Origin of the sequence: Halomonas alimentaria, assembly GCF_009902005.1 — a bacterium.
Taxonomy (GTDB): Bacteria; Pseudomonadota; Gammaproteobacteria; order Pseudomonadales; family Halomonadaceae; genus Halomonas; species Halomonas alimentaria.
In genome coordinates, this window is record NZ_WUTT01000001.1 from 2,065,008 (window position 1) to 2,084,294 (window position 19,287).

General features: G+C 62.1%; 16 protein-coding genes. 8 read left to right on the forward strand and 8 right to left on the reverse strand.

Annotation, left to right across the window (positions count from 1 at the left end; all coding sequences use genetic code 11):
- Positions 1-84: 84 nt before the first annotated feature.
- From cysN to GRB96_RS09750, 3 genes are all read right to left on the reverse strand, one after another.
- Positions 85-1,989 (reverse strand): sulfate adenylyltransferase subunit CysN, encoded by a 1,905-nt coding sequence (gene cysN, locus GRB96_RS09740; RefSeq protein ID WP_161431959.1) that lies wholly within the window; start codon positions 1,987-1,989, stop codon positions 85-87.
- Positions 1,989-2,891, reverse strand: a complete 903-nt coding sequence (gene cysD, locus GRB96_RS09745; RefSeq protein WP_161431960.1) for a sulfate adenylyltransferase subunit CysD — start codon at positions 2,889-2,891, stop codon at positions 1,989-1,991. The genes cysN and cysD overlap by 1 nt, the downstream gene beginning before the upstream one ends.
- A 153-nt stretch (positions 2,892-3,044) precedes the next feature.
- Positions 3,045-3,857 (reverse strand): helix-turn-helix domain-containing protein, encoded by an 813-nt coding sequence (locus GRB96_RS09750; RefSeq protein ID WP_276608739.1) that lies wholly within the window; start codon positions 3,855-3,857, stop codon positions 3,045-3,047.
- A gap of 152 nt (positions 3,858-4,009) precedes the next feature.
- Here GRB96_RS09750 and GRB96_RS09755 point away from each other — a divergent pair, with 152 nt between their 5' ends.
- A complete protein-coding gene (locus GRB96_RS09755) occupies positions 4,010-5,734 on the forward strand; it encodes an SLC13 family permease (protein WP_205743517.1) in 1,725 nt (574 codons plus the stop codon).
- A gap of 68 nt (positions 5,735-5,802) precedes the next feature.
- On the opposite strand, the gene GRB96_RS09760 is transcribed toward GRB96_RS09755, so the two are convergent.
- The 5 genes from GRB96_RS09760 to GRB96_RS15575 all read right to left on the reverse strand — a co-directional run bounded on the left by GRB96_RS09760 (position 5,803) and on the right by GRB96_RS15575 (position 10,678).
- Entirely contained in the window at positions 5,803-6,381 is a 579-nt protein-coding gene (locus tag GRB96_RS09760; protein ID WP_161431963.1) for an OmpW/AlkL family protein, read from the reverse strand.
- 297 nt (positions 6,382-6,678) lie between these two features.
- Positions 6,679-8,817: a YjbH domain-containing protein gene (locus GRB96_RS09765; RefSeq protein WP_161431964.1), complete on the reverse strand. Its 2,139-nt coding sequence runs from the start codon at positions 8,815-8,817 to the stop codon at positions 6,679-6,681.
- Positions 8,818-8,873: 56 nt separating this feature from the next.
- Positions 8,874-9,659: a capsule biosynthesis GfcC family protein gene (locus GRB96_RS09770; protein WP_161431965.1), complete on the reverse strand. Its 786-nt coding sequence runs from the start codon at positions 9,657-9,659 to the stop codon at positions 8,874-8,876.
- The gene (locus GRB96_RS09775) at positions 9,650-10,360 is read right to left on the reverse strand and encodes a YjbF family lipoprotein (protein ID WP_161431966.1); all 711 of its coding nucleotides are present in this window, start codon (positions 10,358-10,360) and stop codon (positions 9,650-9,652) included. Before GRB96_RS09775 ends, GRB96_RS09770 begins: the two co-directional genes overlap by 10 nt.
- A 12-nt stretch (positions 10,361-10,372) precedes the next feature.
- Positions 10,373-10,678, reverse strand: coding sequence for a hypothetical protein (locus GRB96_RS15575; protein WP_161431967.1), 306 nt, complete (start codon positions 10,676-10,678; stop codon positions 10,373-10,375).
- A 455-nt stretch (positions 10,679-11,133) separates the two neighbouring features.
- Here GRB96_RS15575 and GRB96_RS09785 point away from each other — a divergent pair, with 455 nt between their 5' ends.
- The 7 genes from GRB96_RS09785 to GRB96_RS09815 all read left to right on the forward strand — a co-directional run bounded on the left by GRB96_RS09785 (position 11,134) and on the right by GRB96_RS09815 (position 19,281).
- Positions 11,134-12,276 (forward strand): polysaccharide export protein, encoded by a 1,143-nt coding sequence (locus GRB96_RS09785; protein ID WP_161431968.1) that lies wholly within the window; start codon positions 11,134-11,136, stop codon positions 12,274-12,276.
- Positions 12,276-12,713, forward strand: coding sequence for a low molecular weight protein-tyrosine-phosphatase (locus GRB96_RS09790; RefSeq protein WP_161431969.1), 438 nt, complete (start codon positions 12,276-12,278; stop codon positions 12,711-12,713). The genes GRB96_RS09785 and GRB96_RS09790 overlap by 1 nt, the downstream gene beginning before the upstream one ends.
- A 134-nt stretch (positions 12,714-12,847) precedes the next feature.
- Positions 12,848-15,043: a polysaccharide biosynthesis tyrosine autokinase gene (locus GRB96_RS09795; RefSeq protein WP_161431970.1), complete on the forward strand. Its 2,196-nt coding sequence runs from the start codon at positions 12,848-12,850 to the stop codon at positions 15,041-15,043.
- A 416-nt stretch (positions 15,044-15,459) separates the two neighbouring features.
- On the forward strand, positions 15,460-16,521 hold the full coding sequence (rfbB, locus tag GRB96_RS09800; protein WP_161431971.1) for a dTDP-glucose 4,6-dehydratase: 1,062 nt from the start codon (positions 15,460-15,462) through the stop codon (positions 16,519-16,521).
- 65 nt (positions 16,522-16,586) lie between these two features.
- Complete coding sequence (gene rfbA / locus GRB96_RS09805) at positions 16,587-17,462, forward strand: glucose-1-phosphate thymidylyltransferase RfbA (RefSeq protein ID WP_161431972.1); 876 nt, start codon at positions 16,587-16,589, stop codon at positions 17,460-17,462.
- A gap of 38 nt (positions 17,463-17,500) precedes the next feature.
- Positions 17,501-18,595, forward strand: a complete 1,095-nt coding sequence (locus tag GRB96_RS09810; RefSeq protein ID WP_161431973.1) for a DegT/DnrJ/EryC1/StrS family aminotransferase — start codon at positions 17,501-17,503, stop codon at positions 18,593-18,595.
- On the forward strand, positions 18,592-19,281 hold the full coding sequence (locus GRB96_RS09815; RefSeq protein WP_161431974.1) for a WbqC family protein: 690 nt from the start codon (positions 18,592-18,594) through the stop codon (positions 19,279-19,281). Before GRB96_RS09810 ends, GRB96_RS09815 begins: the two co-directional genes overlap by 4 nt.
- Positions 19,282-19,287: the final 6 nt, after the last annotated feature.

The window sequence follows — 19,287 nt, forward strand, 5'->3', positions numbered from 1 at the left end:
GAATTCCTTGTCCAGTGGCGGAGACCCGCGCTCTTGGGTCAGACCCCGGCAAAACCCCGCCGGTGTCTGACCCGCAAGCGCTGCTCAGGAGATCAGCTGGCGCTTACGCAGCATCTCGACGATGGCATCGGCGGCTTCGTCGCTGCTCATCTCGGTGGTCTTGATGTGGATCTCGGGGTTCTCCGGCGCCTCATAGTCAGAGTCGATGCCGGTGAAGTTCTTCAGTTCGCCGCGGCGGGCCTTCTTGTAGAGCCCCTTGGGATCACGGTCCTCGGCGACATTCAGCGGGGTATCAATGAAGATCTCGATGAATTCACCTTCCTCCACCAGGTCGCGAGCCATCTGGCGTTCGCTGCGGAACGGCGAGATAAAGGCGGTCAGCACGATCAGACCGGAATCGACCATCAGCTTGGCCACCTCGCCCACGCGACGGATGTTCTCCACGCGGTCGGCGTCGGTGAAGCCCAGGTCGCGGTTGAGGCCGTGACGCACGTTGTCGCCATCCAGCAGGTAGGTGTGCTGGCCGGCGGCGTGCAGTTTCTTCTCCACCAGGTTGGCGATGGTCGACTTGCCGGCGCCGGAGAGCCCGGTGAACCACAGCACCGCCGGCTGTTGCGCCTTGGAAAGGGCGCGTGCCTGCTTGTCGATATCCACATGCTGCATATGGATATTCTGGCTGCGCCGCAGGGCAAAGTGCAGCATGCCGGCGCCGACGGTGTTGTTGGTCATCCGGTCGATCAGGATGAAGCCACCGGTGTCGGCATTCTCCTTGTAGGGATCGAAGGCCACCGCCTTGTTCAGGCTCAGGGTGCACACGCCGATGCCGTTAAGGTCGAGCTGCTTGGCCGCGGTGTGCTCCAGGGTGTTGACGTTTACCTGGTACTTGATGTCGGTGACCGTGGCCGACATCGTCTGGGTGCCCAGCTTCATGAGATACGGCCGACCCGGCAGCAGCGGCTCGTCGTGCATCCATACCAGGCTGGTCTCGAACTGGTCGGCGATCTCGGCGGGCTGATCCACCCCGGAGATCACATCGCCTCGCGAGATATCGATCTCGTCCTCGAGCAGCAGGGTCACCGACTGGCCGGCGATCGCCTCGTCCAGATCACCGTCGAAGGTGTAGATCTGCTTGATGGTGCTGGACTGGCCGGAGGGCTGCACGCGGATGGCATCGCCCGGCTTGATGCTGCCGCTGGCGATCATCCCGGTGAAGCCGCGGAAGTCCAGGTTGGGGCGGTTGACCCACTGCACCGGCATGCGGAACGGCTGACGCTGCAGGCGCTCCTCGTCCACTTCCACGGTCTCCAGGTAGGCCATCAGCGTGGGGCCGTGGTACCACGGCATATGGTGGCCATGCTCGATGACATTGTCGCCCTTGAGCGCCGACATCGGGATGAAGGTGATGTCCTCGAGGCCCAGCTGTTTCGCAAACTCGCGGTACTCCTCGACGATCTCGTCAAAGCGATCCTTCGAGTACTCCACCAGGTCCATCTTGTTGATCGCCACCACGATATGGCGCATGCCGATCAGCGACATCAGGAAGCTGTGGCGGCGGGTCTGCGGCAGGATCCCCTGACGCGCATCCACCATCAGGATGGCGGCATCGGCGGTGGAGGCCCCGGTGACCATGTTGCGCGTGTACTGCTCATGCCCCGGCGTATCGGCGACGATGAACTTGCGCTTGTCGGTGGAGAAGAAGCGATAGGCCACATCGATGGTGATGCCTTGCTCGCGCTCGGCGGCCAGGCCATCGACCAGCAGCGCGAAATCCATCTCGCCGCCCTGGGTGCCCCACTTCTTGGAATCCGCCTCGATGGCGGCCAGCTGATCCTCGAACAGCAGCTTGGACTCGAACAGCAGCCGCCCGATCAGGGTGCTCTTGCCATCGTCGACGCTGCCGCAGGTGATGAAACGCAGCAGGCCCTTGTGCTCGTGCGACTTCAGGTAACCCTCGATGTCGCCGGCGATCATGTCGGAGGAATGAGCCATTAGAAATATCCTTCCTGCTTTTTCTTTTCCATGGAGGCAGCGCTGTCGTTATCGATAACGCGGCCCTGGCGTTCGGAGGTCTTGGTGAGCAGCATTTCCTGGATGATCGCCGGCAGGGTATCGGCCTCGGATTCGATGGCGCCGGTCAGCGGGTAGCAGCCCAGGGTGCGGAAGCGCACCTTGCGCATCATCGGTACTTCGCCAGGCTCCAGCGGCATGCGCTCGTCGTCGACCATGATCAGCGTGCCGTCGCGTTCCACCACGGGGCGCTCGGCAGAGTAGTAGAGCGGCACGATGGGGATGTTCTGCAGGTAGATGTACTGCCAGATATCCAGCTCGGTCCAGTTGGAGAGGGGGAAGACGCGGATCGACTCACCCTTGTGCTTGCGGGTGTTGAAGAGCCGCCACAGCTCGGGGCGCTGGTTCTTGGGGTCCCAGCGGTGCTGGGCGGTACGGAACGAGAACACCCGCTCCTTGGCACGCGACTTCTCTTCGTCGCGGCGAGCACCACCGAAGGCGGCATCGAAGCCGTACTTGTCCAGTGCCTGCTTGAGGCCCTCGGTCTTCATCACATCGGTGTGGATCGCCGAGCCGTGGTCGAAGGGATTGATGTCCTTCTCGATGCCCTCGGGGTTGATATGCACGATCAGATCCATGCCGGTTTCCTCGGCCATCTTGTCGCGGAACTCGTACATGGCCCGGAACTTCCAGCGCGTATCCACGTGCAGCAGGGGGAAAGGAGGCGGCGCCGGCGCAAACGCCTTGCGCGCCAGGTGCAGCATCACCGCGCTGTCCTTGCCGACCGAGTAGAGCATCACCGGATTCTCGGTCTCGGCGACCACCTCGCGCATGATCTGGATGCTTTCCGCTTCCAGCTTCTGAAGATGGGTGAGTGACGTCATGTCATTGGCCTGTGTGGGTGGAAATGGAAAATTTTAAAACCGCATCGGCTTGTTTGTAGGAGCCCGATTTATCGGCGACTTCGACATTGCCCTTGATCGCGCATGAATGCTGCTCCCACAAGGTGACGGATCCTGATTCTGTGGGAGCCCGATTTATCGGCGATCACAGGCTTCTCCCAAGGCCGGCCATGGCAACAGCCGGAATGACGGATTCCATTCGAGCCACCGCCCAATCTCGGGAACGGCCTGGAACCAGGCGCCATGGAACACCAGCGCCACCGGCTTGCCCTCAGCCTGGTCGAGCAGGCGCTGGAACAGCGCCAGGTAGTCATCGACCATCGGCGGTGTCGTCAGTACTCGTGTGTAGAGCACGCCACGCTTGCCGTGCAGATAGAGTTGGTAACGCGGTCGCTCGGGCTTGGCCTCTACTGCCGCTTGCTGCGTGGGCCGGGCAATGCGCACGCCACCTTGCCAGAGGCTGCCACCGACCTTGCCTACCTCCTTGAGCACTGGTGCGACCTGCTGGCGATACCAGCGACCCGTCTGACCACGCTTGCGCTCGAGTGCCTCCAGGGCCATGGGCTCGGGCTTGAGGTCGTGGGCCTCTAGCCAGTGATCGATGGCGCGCGGTGACACTTCATGCCCCGCGTCCTTGAGCGCGTCGGCCAGGGCGCGACTGCTCCAGGCCGGCTCCGGCGACTCCGGAAGCTCGCGCAAGCATTCGCCCAGTACCTGCTGCGCCGCGGCATCCAGGCGCGCCGCCTGGCCCACCTTGCGGCCCCGCGGGCGTACCGGCACCGCCTCCCAGCCACCCTCGCGGAAGGCCCTCCAGGCCGCCGAGACGGTGGGGGCCGACAGGCCCGTGCGCGTGGCGACCTCGGCGACGGTGTGTCCGTCCAGCCGCAACCTCACAGCCTGCAACCGGCGCTCATTGAGATTGTCAGGCGACAAATGTTTTGCCTTCATTGTTTGGCATAACCTTATGTTCTATAACGAAACATCTGCTGGAAATTGCAGGTGATCGAAGCGCGTTATCGACAATATCATAAAAGGCCAAGTAAACTCCCACAAGCTGGATTTCCTTACCACCCTGCAAAGAGCTTCAAGGACGACGCGTGATGACCTGGGCCGTGCTTCTCTCGATTGCCGGACTCCTCGCCCTGCTGGTCAGCGGCGTGGTACGCCCGGCGATCGCCTTCGTCGGCTTGGCCGGCGCTTACCTGGTGCTGGGCCTGGTGGATACCACCACTCTGCTCCAGCAGTACACCAACCCGGCCCTGGCCACCCTCCTGCTGCTGTTGCTGGTTTCCCTGGCACTCGAGCGCACGCCGTTACTCGACTGGCTCTCCCAGCGCCTGCTCACGGGCAGCGAGAAGACCGCTACCGCAAGGTTGATGGGTGCCAGCGCCGTGCTCTCGGCATTTCTCAACAACACCGCCGTGGTGGCCGCCTTCCTGGGTGCCATCTCGCGTCAGAAGCGTATCGCCCCCTCAAGGCTGCTGATCCCGCTCTCCTATGCCTCCATCCTCGGCGGCATGACCACTCTGGTAGGTACCTCTACCAACCTGGTGGTCAACTCTTTCGCCTTGGGTAGCTGCGGCTTCGAGTTGGGCATGTTCCAGTTCAGTCTGGTGGGCGTGCCGGTGGCATTGCTCACCTTCGGGGTACTGCTGTGGCGAGCGGGTAAGCTACCCGAACATCCGCCGGAAGATACCGCGGAGAAACTCTCCTACTTCCTGGCCGCCGACCTGGAAGCCGGCTCGGAGATGGTGGGCAAGAGCATCGAAGAGAACGAGCTGCGCAGCCTAGAGGGGCTCTACCTGCTGGAGCTCGAGCGGGAAGGGCGCCTGATCAGTCCGGTGGGGCCCGAGGAGATCCTGCAGGCCGATGACACCCTGGTGTTTACCGGCGAGGTGGGCAAGGTGCAGGCGCTGCAGCGTTTTCCCGGGCTCAAGCTGTTCGGCCACCAGGCCGATGACCTGCTGGCGACAAATCTGGTGGAGGTGGTGGTTTCGCACGAATCGGAGCTGGCCGGCCAGACCCTGCAGGACGTCGACTTCCGTAGCATGTTCAACGCGGGGGTGGTGGGCATTCGCCGCGGTGGCAAGCGGCTGGAGGGGCAGCTGGGTCAGATCCCGCTGCGCGTGGGCGACTGCCTGGTGCTGGCGGTGGGCAGCGACTTCCGCCAGCACCGCAATATCGAGCGCAACTTCCATCTACTCAGCGGCAGCTTCAAGCGTCCCCAGCTCAAGCGCACCGAGAGCATGCTGACGCTGGCCGGCTTCGCGGCGGTGATCGGCCTGGCGGCCCTGGAGTGGTTACCACTGTTCCACGGCCTGCTGCTGCTGATGGCCGGGCTGGTGGCCGGTAAGGTGCTCAGTACTGCGGAACTACGTCGACGTTTCCCCTTCGAACTGTGGCTGATCATCGGCTCGGCGCTGGCCATCGCCCAGGGGTTGGAAAGTTCCGGCGCCGCGGCGCTGCTCGCCCAGGGCATGCAGACGCTGTTTTCCGGCTACGGCATCTATGCAGCTTTTGTTGGTTGCTACCTGATGACTCTGCTGCTTACCGAGACCGTCACCAACAACGCCGCCGCAGCCCTGGCCTTCCCCATTGCCTGGACCACCGCCCAGGCCTTCGGCGCCGACCCCATGCCCTTCATCATGGCCGTAGCCTATGGCGCCAGCGCCTGCTTCCTGGTCCCCTACGGCTACCAGACCCACCTGATGGTCTACTCTCCCGGCCGCTATCGAATCAGTGATTTCATCAAGACCGGGCTACCGGTGAGCCTGACCTACTCGGCCGGGGTGCTGCTGCTGACGCCGGTGGTGTTTCCTTTCTGAGCAAGGCCATACAAAAAAACGCCGGACCCCTTGGGGGCCCGGCGCTGTGTGCCTGAAGCGAGTGCCGCTTAGAAGCGGTAGGTGACACCCGCGCCAACGGTCAGCGGGTTCAGGCTGACGTCGGCGACACCCTGGCCACCCTGCTCGAACTCGGCCTCGACATCGGCGTAACGGGCGAAGCCGGTAGCGCTGATGTTCTCGGTGAGGGTCAGGTCCATGCCCAGCTGGCCGACGACGCCGTAGCTGTCATCAACATCCATGCCGGCACCGCTCACGCTTGAGAAGCGGGTGTAGTTCAGACCCACGCCGATGAACGGCTGGACACGCGCCGCCTCGATGCCACCCAGCGGGTAGTACTGGACCAGCAGGTTGACCGGCATCCGATCCAGGGTGCCGGACTGGCTGCCGACCTGATAATCGTGCTCCACGTCCTCGCCGAGGCCCAGCTCCATGCCCAACTTATCGCTGAAGAGATAGCCGCCGGCCAGGCCGAAGGCATTCTCGCGGGAGACGTTGTTGTTATCGTCGATGTCGGACTTCTCGAACTCACCGCGCACATAGACGTCGCCGGCCTGGTAGGCCATGGCCTGACTGGCAACCAGCGAGAGGGCCAGGGTGCTTGCGGCAATCACGGGGATCATGCGCATGTGTAAATCTCCTTGGGGTGGTGGTCCATGCTGAGTCTACATAAGTAGCCTGTGGAACGCGAACACTAGCATCAGTACTATTTTAAGAAAGGCGAACGATGTTTTCCAATTCTTCTGTTCCCAACACTCGCATCTTGGCAAATCTGCATAAAAACTGCGTTGTGAAAGGGTGTTTCTGGCGGGGATTCCATAGGGTTCGGCGTAGCCCTTGGGGTCTGACCCCAAGGGCGCGGCACCGTGCTAATAGCGCCCCGGCCTCCCACAATTCCGCTTGGCCGCTTGGCCGCTTGGCCGCTTCTACTCCCACGCCTTGTCGTGTTCGTCCCAGTAGTCGCCCAGATCGCGCTCTTCGGTCATCCCGTAGAGTCCGTAGCGGCGATCAAGGGTGGCGCCACCGTCGCGGGTCAGGGGGCGCCAGCTGAGGCCGGCACGTGAACGGCTCGAGCGGGTGAACATCGCATCCAGCGGAATCGACAGGTAGAGCCCCTTGTCGAAGCTGCCCTCGCCGAAGTCATCGCCGGCATCGGTCCAGGTGCCCCAGGCGCCGACCCGCACGCCGGAGTCGAACTCGCGTGACAGGTCCAGCGTGGTGCCCACATCGCCTGCAAGATAGCGACCCACGCTCAGCTTCGCCAAAACATCCTCGACCCCGGTCTCAAGGTAGCCGGTCAGGTGGCCCGTCCAGGTCTCGTAGTCACGCAGATCGAAGCGCTGCTCGAAATCACGCTGGCGCACCCAGTTCACGTCCAGGCCCAGGGCGAGCGGGCTGTTGAAGGGTCGATAGAGTAGCTCGCCGCCGGCACCGGCATACATCATCTCCAGCAGGCCACCATAACCCATGGCGTACCAGTCATCGCCGAGCTGGGCGGTGCGGGTGTACTGCAGATTCTCGATCCCCAGACTGGATTCGGCCAGGTAGTCGCCGATGAAGGTGCGCACACGGGGCAGGGCGGACTCGGCGATGTAGTCGTACTCGTCGAAGTTATCGAACAGGGTCAGCGCCAGCTGGCCCGAGAGCCAGCCGTTGCGGTCGGTACGATAGTCGCCACCCAGCACCGCCATCAGCCGGTAGAGGTAGCCGTCGGGGCCGCCGAAGTTCTGGTCGACGCGTGGCCCCAAGCTCCACTGGAAGCCCCGGGGCTCCTGCTCGTAGAGAACTTCGCCGCGCGGCTCGTCGAGCTTGGCATGGGCATAGAGGCCATACAGGTGGTCGTCTTCCTGCCTGGTGGAGCGCGTGCCAGTTACCAGGGCCTCACGGTCGTGCACGTCCTCACGCAGCGATAGGCCGAGCGTCTCCCAGCGAAAGCGAAACCGCTCCACCTCGTCCTCGGCCTGGGCGTTGAGGATGCGCCCGGCGCGGATCTCGCTCTGCAGCAGCGAGGGGTACTTCACCGGCTCCCCGGTGACGACGAGGTCGCGGCCGTCACGGGTGATGCGCGATACCGCGATGCCTGCGTTCTCCTGCAGTTCCTGGCTGACCGTGGTCCAGTTATCCCGGGGGGGCGCCGTCGGATCGGCGGGCGGCGGATCACGCTTGATCTGGCTGAGCCCGGCCAGGTCCACTGCGTAGCTGATGCCGGCCATGGCAGTATCGCCGCGCTGCCAGCCGGCGCGCAGCTCCAGGTTGTCGGCCAGCGCCAGGCGGGCGCCGACATTGAAGCGAGTATCCTGGGGCTGGTCGTTGTCCTGGGGCTCGTTGCTGTAGTCATTGCCTTCATACTCCAGCTGCAACACCAGCGGGTCCCAGGGCGTCTGGTACTCAACGCCGCCGAACAGCGCCGCTGGTCCGCGGAACAGGTCATCCAGGGCGAACTCGCCCCCCTGGTCGCCACCTCCGTCGCCGGGCCGGGTATCGAAGCGATCATGCAGCGCCCCTAGTGGACTATCCATGTCGTCGGCATTACCCAGATAGCCCCAGCCCAGCCCCAGGGTGAAGTCGAAGTCATACCAGCGCTTGGTAGCCACCAAGTACTCCGCGCCGAACAGCGTGGTGCCGCCCAGGTCGCGCAGACCCAAGGCCAGCTGAGGCCAGTAGCGGCTCTCTTCGCGCAGGCGCAGCTTGATGTCGATGCCCTTGTCGAGGTTGGGGCGCTCCTCGTCGGCGGCGGCGTACTGGCGGTTCTCAACCTCCACGTACCGAAAGCCCCCCTCAAGCCATTCAGTCGGCTGAAAGAACAGGCTGTAGCGGCGATAAGGCGCTGTGCGGCTCCACCCCGCCAGCATGCTACCCACCGGTGCCATGCGCGCGCTGGGCGTCTGCATCAGGCCGATGCCGCCGAAGTCGCTCTGGCCAGAGCCTAGGCCACTTGCGAGGGCAGGGGAAGCCACAAGGGAGACTGCGGGAAGAGCAGCAAGTAGCGGGAGGGTTGAAAGTACAAAGTGACAAGAAGAAAGTCCCTCTCTGCACTCATTTCGCTTCGACGCCTTGGCACCCATCAATTGCCCCTTTCTACTTTCCACTTCCCACTCATTCCCTTCCCCCTTTCCGCCCGTCATTCCTCTGCTCCAGTAACCTCTTGAATCTCGCACTCATCCCCCGGCAACCTTGTTGCCAGGTACGCTGGCAGCCGCTGATTGACGAGCCGCCGAGCCGTCGAGTCGATGGAGGCGGGCAGTTCCAGCATTACACGGCTCCCCGGGGTGAGGGGCGTTTCCTGGTGGTTCCAGGCCATTATTCCGCGCCGGTGCTGCTCACCGCTGGGGGTGATCAATGCGGCGTGTTCTGCGCCCTGGCGTGCGGCACTTCCGGCGATCTGGTCGAGTGCCTGTGACAGCGTCATGTCGGGCTGCCAAGGGAGTCTCGATACCCCGCCCAGATGCCAGACCTCGACCCATGTCGGCACTGCGCAGTGCCCCCAGTAATGAAATGCGGACAGCGGTGGATCGCGGCGCCGGTCGGCACCCAGCCAGGGCAGGTCATGCCGCCCAGGGGTTCTAGCAGGGACCGCGCTTGAGGCCTCGAGCTCACGTTGCCAGGCGCCAAGCGCCGCGATCAGGCCGTCGGCACCATCGAGCCGGGCACGGCGCCTCAGTGTCTCGAGTTCGGCGATCAGCCGCCGGCGCTGCGGCTCCACTGCCTCGACGGTAGCGTGTTCGAGGGCGAAGGCATGGGTCCACACCACGCGCTCCCCGCTTCGCTGCAGGGTGTCGAGCCAGGCGTCGGACAGGCGAACGTGTGGCGATGGCTGCGGTTCGGGCTGTTGGGCGGTGGCGCCCAGTGGCATCAGCAACCAACTGGCTGCAAGGCACACCGCCAGCGTGCGAGTGGCTACCACCATGGTCTGGCTACCTCCCAGCGAATCGTGGGGCCGTCTGGCCAGGCTTGTTCCTCGCCGGCCCATAGCCGATGGTTCTGTGGGTCGCGCCACAGCACGCCTTCCGTGACGTCACCGTTATCCCAGTTCAGCACCTGTGTGCAGGGCTGGAGGGTCAGCGTGGCCAGCGGCAAATCGAAGGGCCTGGCCTCGTCGCAGCGTAGCTCGCCTTCTGCGGTCATACGCCTGGGCAGTCCCTGTTCATCCTGCCAGCTACGAGTCACCTCGAAGGGCGCCGGCTCGGCTTGCTGCCATGGCACTTCGGCATCTCCGCGGAGGCGATAGGCGGTATCCAGCAGGTTGTGGGCCAGGCCCACGGTGGTGTGCAGCGCCTCATGGCGCAGGGCGATCAATCCCTGATGGCCGGTTGGCCAGTAGGTTTCCGCGTTACCCTGGGCGCCCAGCACCACCAGCCCTCGGCGGTCGCCGGTGTCGATGTTGATGGTAGCGAAGGGGATCTCGTCGGCCCGTGCCGCGGGGTCGGCCTCGCTCACGCCCAGGGCATCCTCGAACATTGTGGTGATCAGCGATCCACCGCCGTTGGCGCAGCCCGTCAGGGTGAGCGGCAGCAGGGTGGCGCCTAACAGGCAGGCAGGGCGTAGACGTAAGAGAGCCGCCCGCAGGCGGCTCTGTGCGTTCACGTTGCCGTGTATAACCATCGGCATTCGCGACTCCGATCAGTTGGTGCCAGTGGTGCCAGTGGTGCCAGTGGTGCCAGTGGTGCCAGTGGTGCCAGTGGTGCCAGTACCGCTGTCACTACCGGAGATAGCGGCGATCAACGCCACGGCAATGCCAGCGCCAACGCCAACGGTCAGTGCCGGGTTTTCACTTGCTGCATTGGCCAGGCCTGAAGCCCCACCGCTTTGCGGGGCGTTGTCACTGGCGCCTTGCGCCATGGCCAGGGGAGTGCTGAGCATACCGGTGATGGCGATCAGCGCCATGCCCTTCTTGGCGAAAGCGTTCTTGGCAAAAGTATTCTTCATCGTGTCCATCCTCCATGTTGCTGTTCCCGGGCACGACCCGTACACGGGCTTCATCGACTGTCCGGCCTTAGGGTAATCGCTAATCCGGCGTTTGTCTCGTCCTGAGCACTGTGTTTAACAGAAATTCATGGGTGGCGAAACCTGGTGGCAGCGATTGGCTCGCCCCCGTGTAAGAGATCTCCTACACGGGGGCAGGTCGGGCTCCTGATGCTGGAATCGTCATCGTTTGTTCATGTATAGTCGCCACCCTCGAAACCCTAGTAAAGAAAGTTAGCGGCAGCACCTCTACTTTGGTTGTTGCTTGATGCAGACGCTTGAAAATTAATTTTAGTTCGCGAACAATCGCTTGCGGATACTTTACAATCAGCGAAACCAGGCCTCGGGGATGCGCCATGACACCTCGGGGCGGTAGCGTGTCCCGATCCCTTATTACTCATCTCAGCAGGCACGAGCCAATGTTAAATCCAACGTCGATCAAACTGCTGGCGGTGCTTGGTGGCGCCCTGTGGCTGACTGGCTGCGCTTTCGCCCCCGGGAGCCACTTCGATTCCAGCGTCGAGGGCGCGCCCATCGATGACCTGGTGGAGATCGAACCCATCACCCCGGGGCTGGTCAGTGCCCTGCAGCCGGCGCAAGGCGTGGAGCCCGGCAATGCCGATCTGCAGCAGCTTGCCGCTCAGCAGGGTGCCGCCATCGACGATTACGACTACCGCATCGGCAGGGGGGATGTGCTCAGTATCATCGTCTACGACCACCCCGAACTGACGATTCCCGCCGGCAGTGAGCGCAGCCCCGCAGAGTCGGGCAACATCGTGCATCGTGACGGTACCATCTTCTACCCCTATATCGGGCGTGTTCAGGTTGAAGGCAGGAGTGTGGCCGAGGTGCGCGACCTCATCGCCAGTCGCCTGCAGACCTACATCTCGGAGCCCCAGGTCGAGGTGCGCATCGCCGCGTTCAAGTCGCAGGAGGTGCAGATTACCGGAGAGGTGAAAAGGCCGGGCGCTCAGCCGATCACCAACGTACCGCTGACCCTGCTGGATGCCATCGGCCAGGCCGGAGGTCTCGACACGGAGGCCAACTGGCACGAGGTGCAGTTCACCCGTGCAGGGAAGACTCGGCGAATCTCGCTCTACGCCATGCTCAACGAGGGGGAGTTGGCCCGCGATATCCTGCTCCAGGATGGCGACGTTATCCATGTGCCCGATGTTGGCAACCAGCAGGTCTACGTGATGGGTGAGGTAGGCGAGCCCCAGGCGCTTTCCATGGGGCGCACGCGGTTGACCCTCACCGATGCGCTCGCCCAGGCCGGCAGCTTCAAGGAGGCCAGCGCCAACGCCAGCGGCATCTTCGTCTTCCGGCGCGCTCCGGCGACCAGCGGCAAGCTGGCCACCGTCTACCAGCTGGATGCACGCAATGCAGCGGCCATGGTGCTGGGCACGCAGTTTGCCCTGCAGCCCACCGATATCGTCTATGTCACCTCCACCCCGCTGGGACGTTGGAACCGGGTGATCGGCCAGCTGCTGCCCACCGTTACCGCGGTCTACCAGGTGACCCGCGCCGTAAACGATGCTAACGAACTGAGAGACGATCTCTGATGTTCGATCGCATCCTGGTAGTCTGCATCGGTAACATCTGCCGTAGCCCCGTCGCCGAAGCCATGCTTCGCCAGGCCCTGCCCGGCAAGCGGCTGAGCTCCGCGGGCCTCGGTGCCCTGGTCGGCCAGGGCGTCGACCCCACCGCGCGAGAGTTCGCCGAAGCTGACGGCCTCGACGTTTCCGCCCACGCCGCCCGCCAACTCAACCGCGAGATCCTCGCCGGCGTCGACTTGGTGTTGGTGATGAGCGACAGCCAGCGCCGCGCCGTCGGCGAGATCTCTCCCGAAGCGCTTGGCAAGACCATGACGCTCGGCAAGTGGCTCGACGGCGGCAACGGCCAGGACATCCCCGACCCCTATCGCAAGAGCCGAGAAGCGTTTGAGCATGTGCATGAGCTGCTCAAGGAAGCCACCGAAGCCTGGGCAGCCCGCCTGTAGGAGCCCAGATTCTGGGCGATGGCGCCGCAGGCGCCCGGTGGTGTTCCCGTGGCCGCTTCGATCGCTGATAAATCGCGCTCCCACAATGTTGCTTTCAGCACATATTTTTCTTTGACTCACGACATAGCGCATCCATGACCGAATCTTCCAACACAGCTCCCCCACGTTCGGCCCCGGCCGACGACGAGATCGACCTCGGCCGCCTGTTTGGCCTTCTCCTCGATCACAAGTGGCTGATCATCGCCATCACCTTCGTGTTTGCCCTCGGTGGGGTGACCTATGCGCTGTTGGCGACGCCGGTGTACCAGGCCGATGCGCTGGTGCAGGTAGAGGAGAAGTCCGGCATGGCCAATCCGCTGGAGGACGTGCGCTCGATGCTGGGCGAGCAGCCTTCCGCGGATACCGAGTTAGGCATCATCAAGTCGCGCATGGTGCTAGGCCAGGCCGTGGACCAGCAGCGCCTGGACCTGGTGGTCACCCCGCAGCGCCTGCCTGTGGTGGGGGAGTTCCTGGTTCGCCGTGGGATGGAGCGTCCGGATTTCGCCGAAAATAGCGTATGGGCCGGCGAGACGATCAATATCGGCGACTTCCAGGTGACGCCTGACTACGTGGGGCAACCCTTCCAGCTTAAGGTGATCGACGCTCAGCGCTATTCCGTCAGCCTGGAGGGCGAAGACCTGGGCGAGGGCCAAGTTGGCACGCAAGCGAGTTTCCTTAATGGTGATGTCACCCTGCGGGTCGCCGAGATCCAAGCGGGGCAGGGGGCCACCTTCACCCTGCAGCGGCGCTCACGCCTGGCCACGATCATGGGTCTGCGCAGCCGGCTGAGTATTAGCCCCCAGGGCAAGGATAGCGGCCTGCTCGACCTCTCCTTGACCGATACAGATCCCGGCCGCGCAAACCGTGTGTTGGACGCCATTACCCAGATCTACCTGACCCAGAACGTGCAGCGCCAAGCCGCCGAGGCCGAGCAGAGCCTGGCGTTCCTCGAGGAGCAGGCGCCCCAGGTGCGCGAGGAGCTGACCGCGGCGGAGAACAGCCTCAACAGCTATCGATCCGAACGCGACAGCGTGGACCTCTCCCTCGAGACCCAGTCGATCCTCGAGCGCATCGTCGACTTAGAGAAGCAGCTTAATGAGCTGGAGTTCACTGAGGCCGAGGTCTCGCGGCGTTTTACGCCCAGCCACCCCACCTACTCGGCGCTGCTGGAGAAGAAGGCCCAGCTGCGCCAGCAGCGAGATCGCTTGGAAGAGCAGGTGGACAGCCTGCCCGAGACCCAGCAGCAGGTGCTGCGCATGCGCCGCGACGTGGAGGTCAACCAGCAGGTCTACGTCCAGCTCCTCAACAAGATCCAGGAGATGCAGATCGCCCGGGCCAGCACCGTGGGCAACGTGCGCATCATCGACGATGCCGTGGCGCAACCTAATCCCATCGAACCCAAGAAGCCGCTAATCGTGGTGCTGGCCACCCTGCTCGGCGGCATGCTGGCAGTGGGCCTGGTGCTTGTACGCGGCCTGCTGCGCCGTGGCGTGGAGTCTCCCGAGCAGATCGAGGATGCTGGGCTGGCGGTCTACGCTACCGTGCCGCGTTCGGAAGAGCAGCAGAAGCTGATTCGTCGGGTCAAGCACAAGAAAGACAAGCACGCCAGAGAGGTATCTACCGCGGTTCTCGCCGAGCGCGCCCCGGCCGACACTGCCATCGAGGCGCTGCGCGGCCTACGCACCAGCCTGCACTTCGCCATGCTCGAGGCCACGGATAACCGACTGGTGATCACCGGCGCCAGCCCCGGCATCGGCAAGAGCTTCGTCTCCACCAACCTCGCCGCGGTGTGTGCCCAATCGGGCCAGCGCGTGCTGGTGGTGGATGCCGACATGCGCAAGGGCCACATCCACAACGCCTTCGGCGGACGCAGCCACGATGGCCTTTCCGAACTGCTCACCGGCAAGCTCAGCCTGGACGAGGCGATCCGAAAATCTCGCGTGGAGGGCCTGCATTATATGGCCCGCGGCGAAGCGCCGCCCAACCCCTCCGAGTTGCTGATGCACGAGCGCTTCGGCGAGTTTCTGGCCGAAGCCAGCGAGCGCTACGACCTGGTGATAATCGACACGCCGCCGGTCCTCGCGGTCACCGACCCTTCCATCGTCGGCCGCCAGTGTGGCACTACCCTGATGGTCGCACGCTTCCAGCGCAACCCGGTGAAGGAGATCCAGATCGCCACCCGCCGCCTGGAGAACGCCGGCGTTACCGTCAAGGGCGCCATCCTCAACGCCATGGAGCGCAAGGCGTCAACGGCCTACGGCTATGGTTATTACAACTACGCATATAAGTAAGGGGCAAGGGGCAAGGAAGAATCAGTCTGCCAGTAGCATCATCTTGCAAGTTGAACAGCTGAAAAAATCCTGGCACTTATACCCTGCGCATATTCCTGAACGACATTGATGAATCGCTCGGTAACTTCGCTTATCGCTAGGTTCATTAAAAATCAATGGGTTAAGTAGGTCGCTTTCGCCACAATGCGGCATCACCCCGCCAAATGGCGGGGCCTTTGACGAAACGGCCGATGCCGCCATATGGCGGACACACTCCGCCAATTGGCGGGCCCAGATGCTCCGCCAGATTGCTGCCAATGGCCATTTATCACGCAGTCGCCATGCTTGTGATGGCCTCCTGGATACCGCAGATACTGCGCTTATTTATTGAATTCAGAATTGCGATTCCTCACTCTTACCGACACTGATATATAGCCATGAAACTCCTCATCACCGGCGGCGCGGGCTTTATCGGTTCGGCCGTGATTCGTCATATCATCTGCCACACCGCCGACAGCGTCGTCAACGTCGACAAGCTGACCTACGCAGGCAACTTGGAATCGCTCAGCGAGATCGCCGACAGCGACCGCTACGCTTTCGAGCAGGTCGATATTTGCGACCGCGCCGAAGTGGAGCGTGTCTTCCGCGAGCATCGGCCGGATGCGGTGATGCACCTCGCCGCCGAAAGCCACGTCGATCGCTCCATCGACGGTCCCGCCGCGTTTATTGAAACCAATATCGTCGGCACCTACACGCTGTTGGAAGCCGCCCGCGCCTACTGGAACGGCTTGGATGCCGAACGCCGCGACGCCTTCCGCTTCCACCACATCTCCACCGATGAGGTGTACGGGGACCTGGAAGGGCCAGACGGGTTTTTCACCGAGGAGACTTCCTACGCCCCCAGCTCCCCTTACTCGGCCAGCAAGGCCAGCTCGGATCACCTGGTGCGCGCCTGGCAGCGCACCTACGGCCTGCCGACGTTGATCACCAACTGCTCCAACAACTACGGGCCCTATCACTTCCCCGAGAAGCTGATCCCGCTGATGATCCTCAACGCCCTGGAAGGCAAGGCGTTGCCGGTTTACGGAAAGGGCGAGCAGATCCGCGACTGGCTCTACGTGGAAGACCACGCCCGCGCGCTCTTCAAGGTGGTCACAGAAGGCGAGGTAGGGGAGACCTACAACATCGGCGGCCATAACGAGAAGCAGAACATCGAGGTGGTGAATACCATCTGCGCGCTCCTCGATGAGCTGGCGCCATCGCCGCACTCACCCCATGCGAGCCTGATCACCCATGTGGCAGACCGCCCTGGCCACGACCTGCGCTACGCCATCGACGCCGGCAAGATCGAGCGGGAGCTGGGCTGGCGACCGGAAGAGACCTTCGAATCCGGCATCCGCAAGACGGTGCAGTGGTACCTCGACAACTTGGAATGGTGCCGTCGCGTGCAGGACGGCAGCTACCAGCGCGAGCGGCTGGGCACGACCACTCACGTGTAGGAGCGCAGATCCTGCGCGATCCATCGCCAAGCGGTGGCAGCCACAGAACACTGAAAGGAATCACCATGGCACGTAAAGGCATCATTCTCGCCGGCGGCTCCGGCACCCGGCTCTACCCCATCACCATGGGCGTCTCCAAGCAGCTGCTGCCGATCTACGACAAGCCGATGATCTACTACCCGCTCTCCGTGCTCATGCTGGCCGGCATTCGCGAGGTGCTGATCATCACCACCCCGGAAGACCTGCCCAGCTTCCAGCGCCTGCTGGGAGATGGTAGCCAGTTCGGCATCGAGCTGACCTATGCCGAGCAGCCCAGCCCCGATGGCCTGGCCCAAGCCTTCATCATCGGCGAGGAGTTTATCGGTAGCGATAGCGTCTGCCTGGTACTGGGCGATAACATCTTCTATGGTCAGGGCTTCTCTCCCAAGCTCAAGGAAGCCTCGGCGCGAGCCAGCGGTGCCACGGTATTCGGCTACCAGGTGAAGGATCCGGAGCGATTCGGCGTGGTCGAGTTCGATGCCAGCAAGCGCGCCATCTCCATCGAGGAAAAGCCGGCCAAGCCCAAGTCCCACTACGCGGTCACTGGCCTCTACTTCTACGACAACTATGTGATCGAGATCGCCAAGGGTGTAGAGCCGTCGCACCGCGGCGAGCTGGAGATCACCAGCGTCAACCAGGCGTATCTGGACCGCGGCGACCTTAACGTGGAGCAGCTGGGCCGCGGCTTTGCGTGGTTGGATACCGGCACCCACGAGAGCCTGCTTGAAGCCGCCCAGTTCGTGGAAACCATCGAATGCCGCCAAGGCTACAAGATCGCCTGCCTGGAAGAGATTGCCTGGCGTAACGGCTGGATGAGCACTGCCGAGATGGTGGCCGCCGGCGAGCGTTTGGCCAAGAACGGCTATGGGCAGTATCTGCTCTCCCTGATCGAAGACGAATAAGTTCTTCCCTGCTTCACTCCCTCCCAACGGTTCTCGCCATGATTCCTGTGACCAAGCCCTATCTGCCCAGCCGGGAAAAGCTGGATCGCTACATCGACGGCATCTACGAGGGTCAGTGGCTGACCAACAATGGCCCGCTGGTGCAGGAGTTGACGCGGCGGCTGGAGGAGTACCTGGGGATTGAGAATCTGCTGCTTGTCTCCAACGGCACCCTGGCGCTGCAGATCGCCTACCGAGCACTGGGCATAAGCGGAAGTGAAGCACCTGCGGAAGCGATCACGACCCCCTTCACCTTTGTGGCCACGGCCAGCTCGTTGAAGTGGGCAGGGGTAGATCCGCTTTTCGTGGATATCGACGCTGAGACCTGGTGCCTGGACCCTGCGCTTGTCGAATCAGCCATCACGCCCCTTACCCGTGCCATTGTGCCTGTTCACGTGTTTGGCAACGCCTGTGACGTGGAAGCCATAGACGAGCTTGGTCGCCAGCACGGTTTGAAGGTGGTCTACGACGCCTCCCATGCGTTTGGCATAACCTACAAGGGGGAAAGCCTGCTCAAGCACGGGGACGCCGCCACGCTGAGCTTTCACGCCACCAAGCTGTTCCACACCGGCGAGGGCGGGGCGATCATCTTCAAGCGCAAGGAAGACCTGGAGCGGGCGAAGAAAATGATCAACTTCGGCATCACCGGGCCGGAGAGCATTGAAGAGGTCGGCATCAACGCCAAGATGAATGAGTTTCAGGCGGCGATGGGATTGTGTGTGCTGGACGAAATGGAAGAAAACCTGAAAGCCCGTGCAGCGGTCTGGCACCGGTACGAACAGGCGCTGAGCCAGATCCTCCAACTGCAAGCAAAACCGGAAGCACTGGATTACAACTACGCCTACTTCCCGGTGGTGTTCGAAAGCGAGGAACAGGCTGTGCGAGTACTGGACACACTGAAAGAGAACGGCGTGCTGGCCAGACGGTATTTTTACCCTTCGTTGGAAAATGTAGCGTGCCTGAATTCACAGTTAGAGCAGCCGGTATCTAAGGATATTGCCAGTAGGATACTGTGTTTGCCGATTTATGCGGAGCTTGCGCTTGAAGTCCAGAGCCACGTAAGCCATGTGATTGATGCGGAGCTGAAGGCATGAAGCTGGCAGTCATGCAGCCTTATTTGTTTCCTTATATTGGCTATTTTCAGCTAATTCATGCTTCAGATCTGTTTCTTATCTATGATGATGTTGCCTATATTAAACAGGGTTACATCAACCGAAACACTATATCGTCGCCAAATGGTGTGGCGCGCTTTACTATTCCAGTGCCAGGCGCCTCTTCAAATAAGCTGATAAAAGAGCTATCTTTTTCGAGCGATGTGACCAAGGTGTTAAGGACGATCGAGCAAAGCTACTCCAAAGCGCCGAATTTTGCAGAGGTATTTCCTCTGGTTGAAAGGGTTCTTCAGCACGAAGACCGATCTATTGCCTCGGTATGCATGAGAAGTTACCAAGAGATTTTTTCGTATCTTGGTATTCAGAAGCGGTTCAGAAAAACAAGTGAGCTTGATTATGACCGAACAGTATCTGCTAAAGACCGACTGATTGCGTTGAGTCATAAGTTTGGAGCCGATTGCTACATTAACACACCTGGTGGGCGTTCTCTTTATTTTAAAGATGATTTCGAAAAGAGTGGTGTCAGCCTTAAATTTATTGATACCTTGCCGCTCCAGTACCAGCAAGAAAACAGAGAGTTTGTGCCGAATCTCTCAATTATTGATGCCCTCATGAATTGCTCAAGATCTGAAATTGGACGTCTGTTAAGAATGTATGCCCTTAACTAAGACTAA

Coding starts and splice junctions, on each gene's coding strand:
- GRB96_RS09795 (WP_161431970.1), top strand. CDS start 12,848: ATGACCGAATCTTCCAACACAGCTCCCCCACGTTCGGCCCCGGCCGAC.
- GRB96_RS09755 (WP_205743517.1), top strand. CDS start 4,010: ATGACCTGGGCCGTGCTTCTCTCGATTGCCGGACTCCTCGCCCTGCTG.
- GRB96_RS09770 (WP_161431965.1), bottom strand. CDS start 9,659: ATGGTGGTAGCCACTCGCACGCTGGCGGTGTGCCTTGCAGCCAGTTGG.
- GRB96_RS09810 (WP_161431973.1), top strand. CDS start 17,501: ATGATTCCTGTGACCAAGCCCTATCTGCCCAGCCGGGAAAAGCTGGAT.
- GRB96_RS15575 (WP_161431967.1), bottom strand. CDS start 10,678: ATGAAGAATACTTTTGCCAAGAACGCTTTCGCCAAGAAGGGCATGGCG.
- cysN (WP_161431959.1), bottom strand. CDS start 1,989: ATGGCTCATTCCTCCGACATGATCGCCGGCGACATCGAGGGTTACCTG.
- rfbA (WP_161431972.1), top strand. CDS start 16,587: ATGGCACGTAAAGGCATCATTCTCGCCGGCGGCTCCGGCACCCGGCTC.
- cysD (WP_161431960.1), bottom strand. CDS start 2,891: ATGACGTCACTCACCCATCTTCAGAAGCTGGAAGCGGAAAGCATCCAG.
- GRB96_RS09785 (WP_161431968.1), top strand. CDS start 11,134: ATGTTAAATCCAACGTCGATCAAACTGCTGGCGGTGCTTGGTGGCGCC.
- GRB96_RS09790 (WP_161431969.1), top strand. CDS start 12,276: ATGTTCGATCGCATCCTGGTAGTCTGCATCGGTAACATCTGCCGTAGC.
- GRB96_RS09765 (WP_161431964.1), bottom strand. CDS start 8,817: ATGGGTGCCAAGGCGTCGAAGCGAAATGAGTGCAGAGAGGGACTTTCT.
- GRB96_RS09775 (WP_161431966.1), bottom strand. CDS start 10,360: ATGCCGATGGTTATACACGGCAACGTGAACGCACAGAGCCGCCTGCGG.
- GRB96_RS09815 (WP_161431974.1), top strand. CDS start 18,592: ATGAAGCTGGCAGTCATGCAGCCTTATTTGTTTCCTTATATTGGCTAT.
- GRB96_RS09750 (WP_276608739.1), bottom strand. CDS start 3,857: ATGAAGGCAAAACATTTGTCGCCTGACAATCTCAATGAGCGCCGGTTG.
- rfbB (WP_161431971.1), top strand. CDS start 15,460: ATGAAACTCCTCATCACCGGCGGCGCGGGCTTTATCGGTTCGGCCGTG.
- GRB96_RS09760 (WP_161431963.1), bottom strand. CDS start 6,381: ATGCGCATGATCCCCGTGATTGCCGCAAGCACCCTGGCCCTCTCGCTG.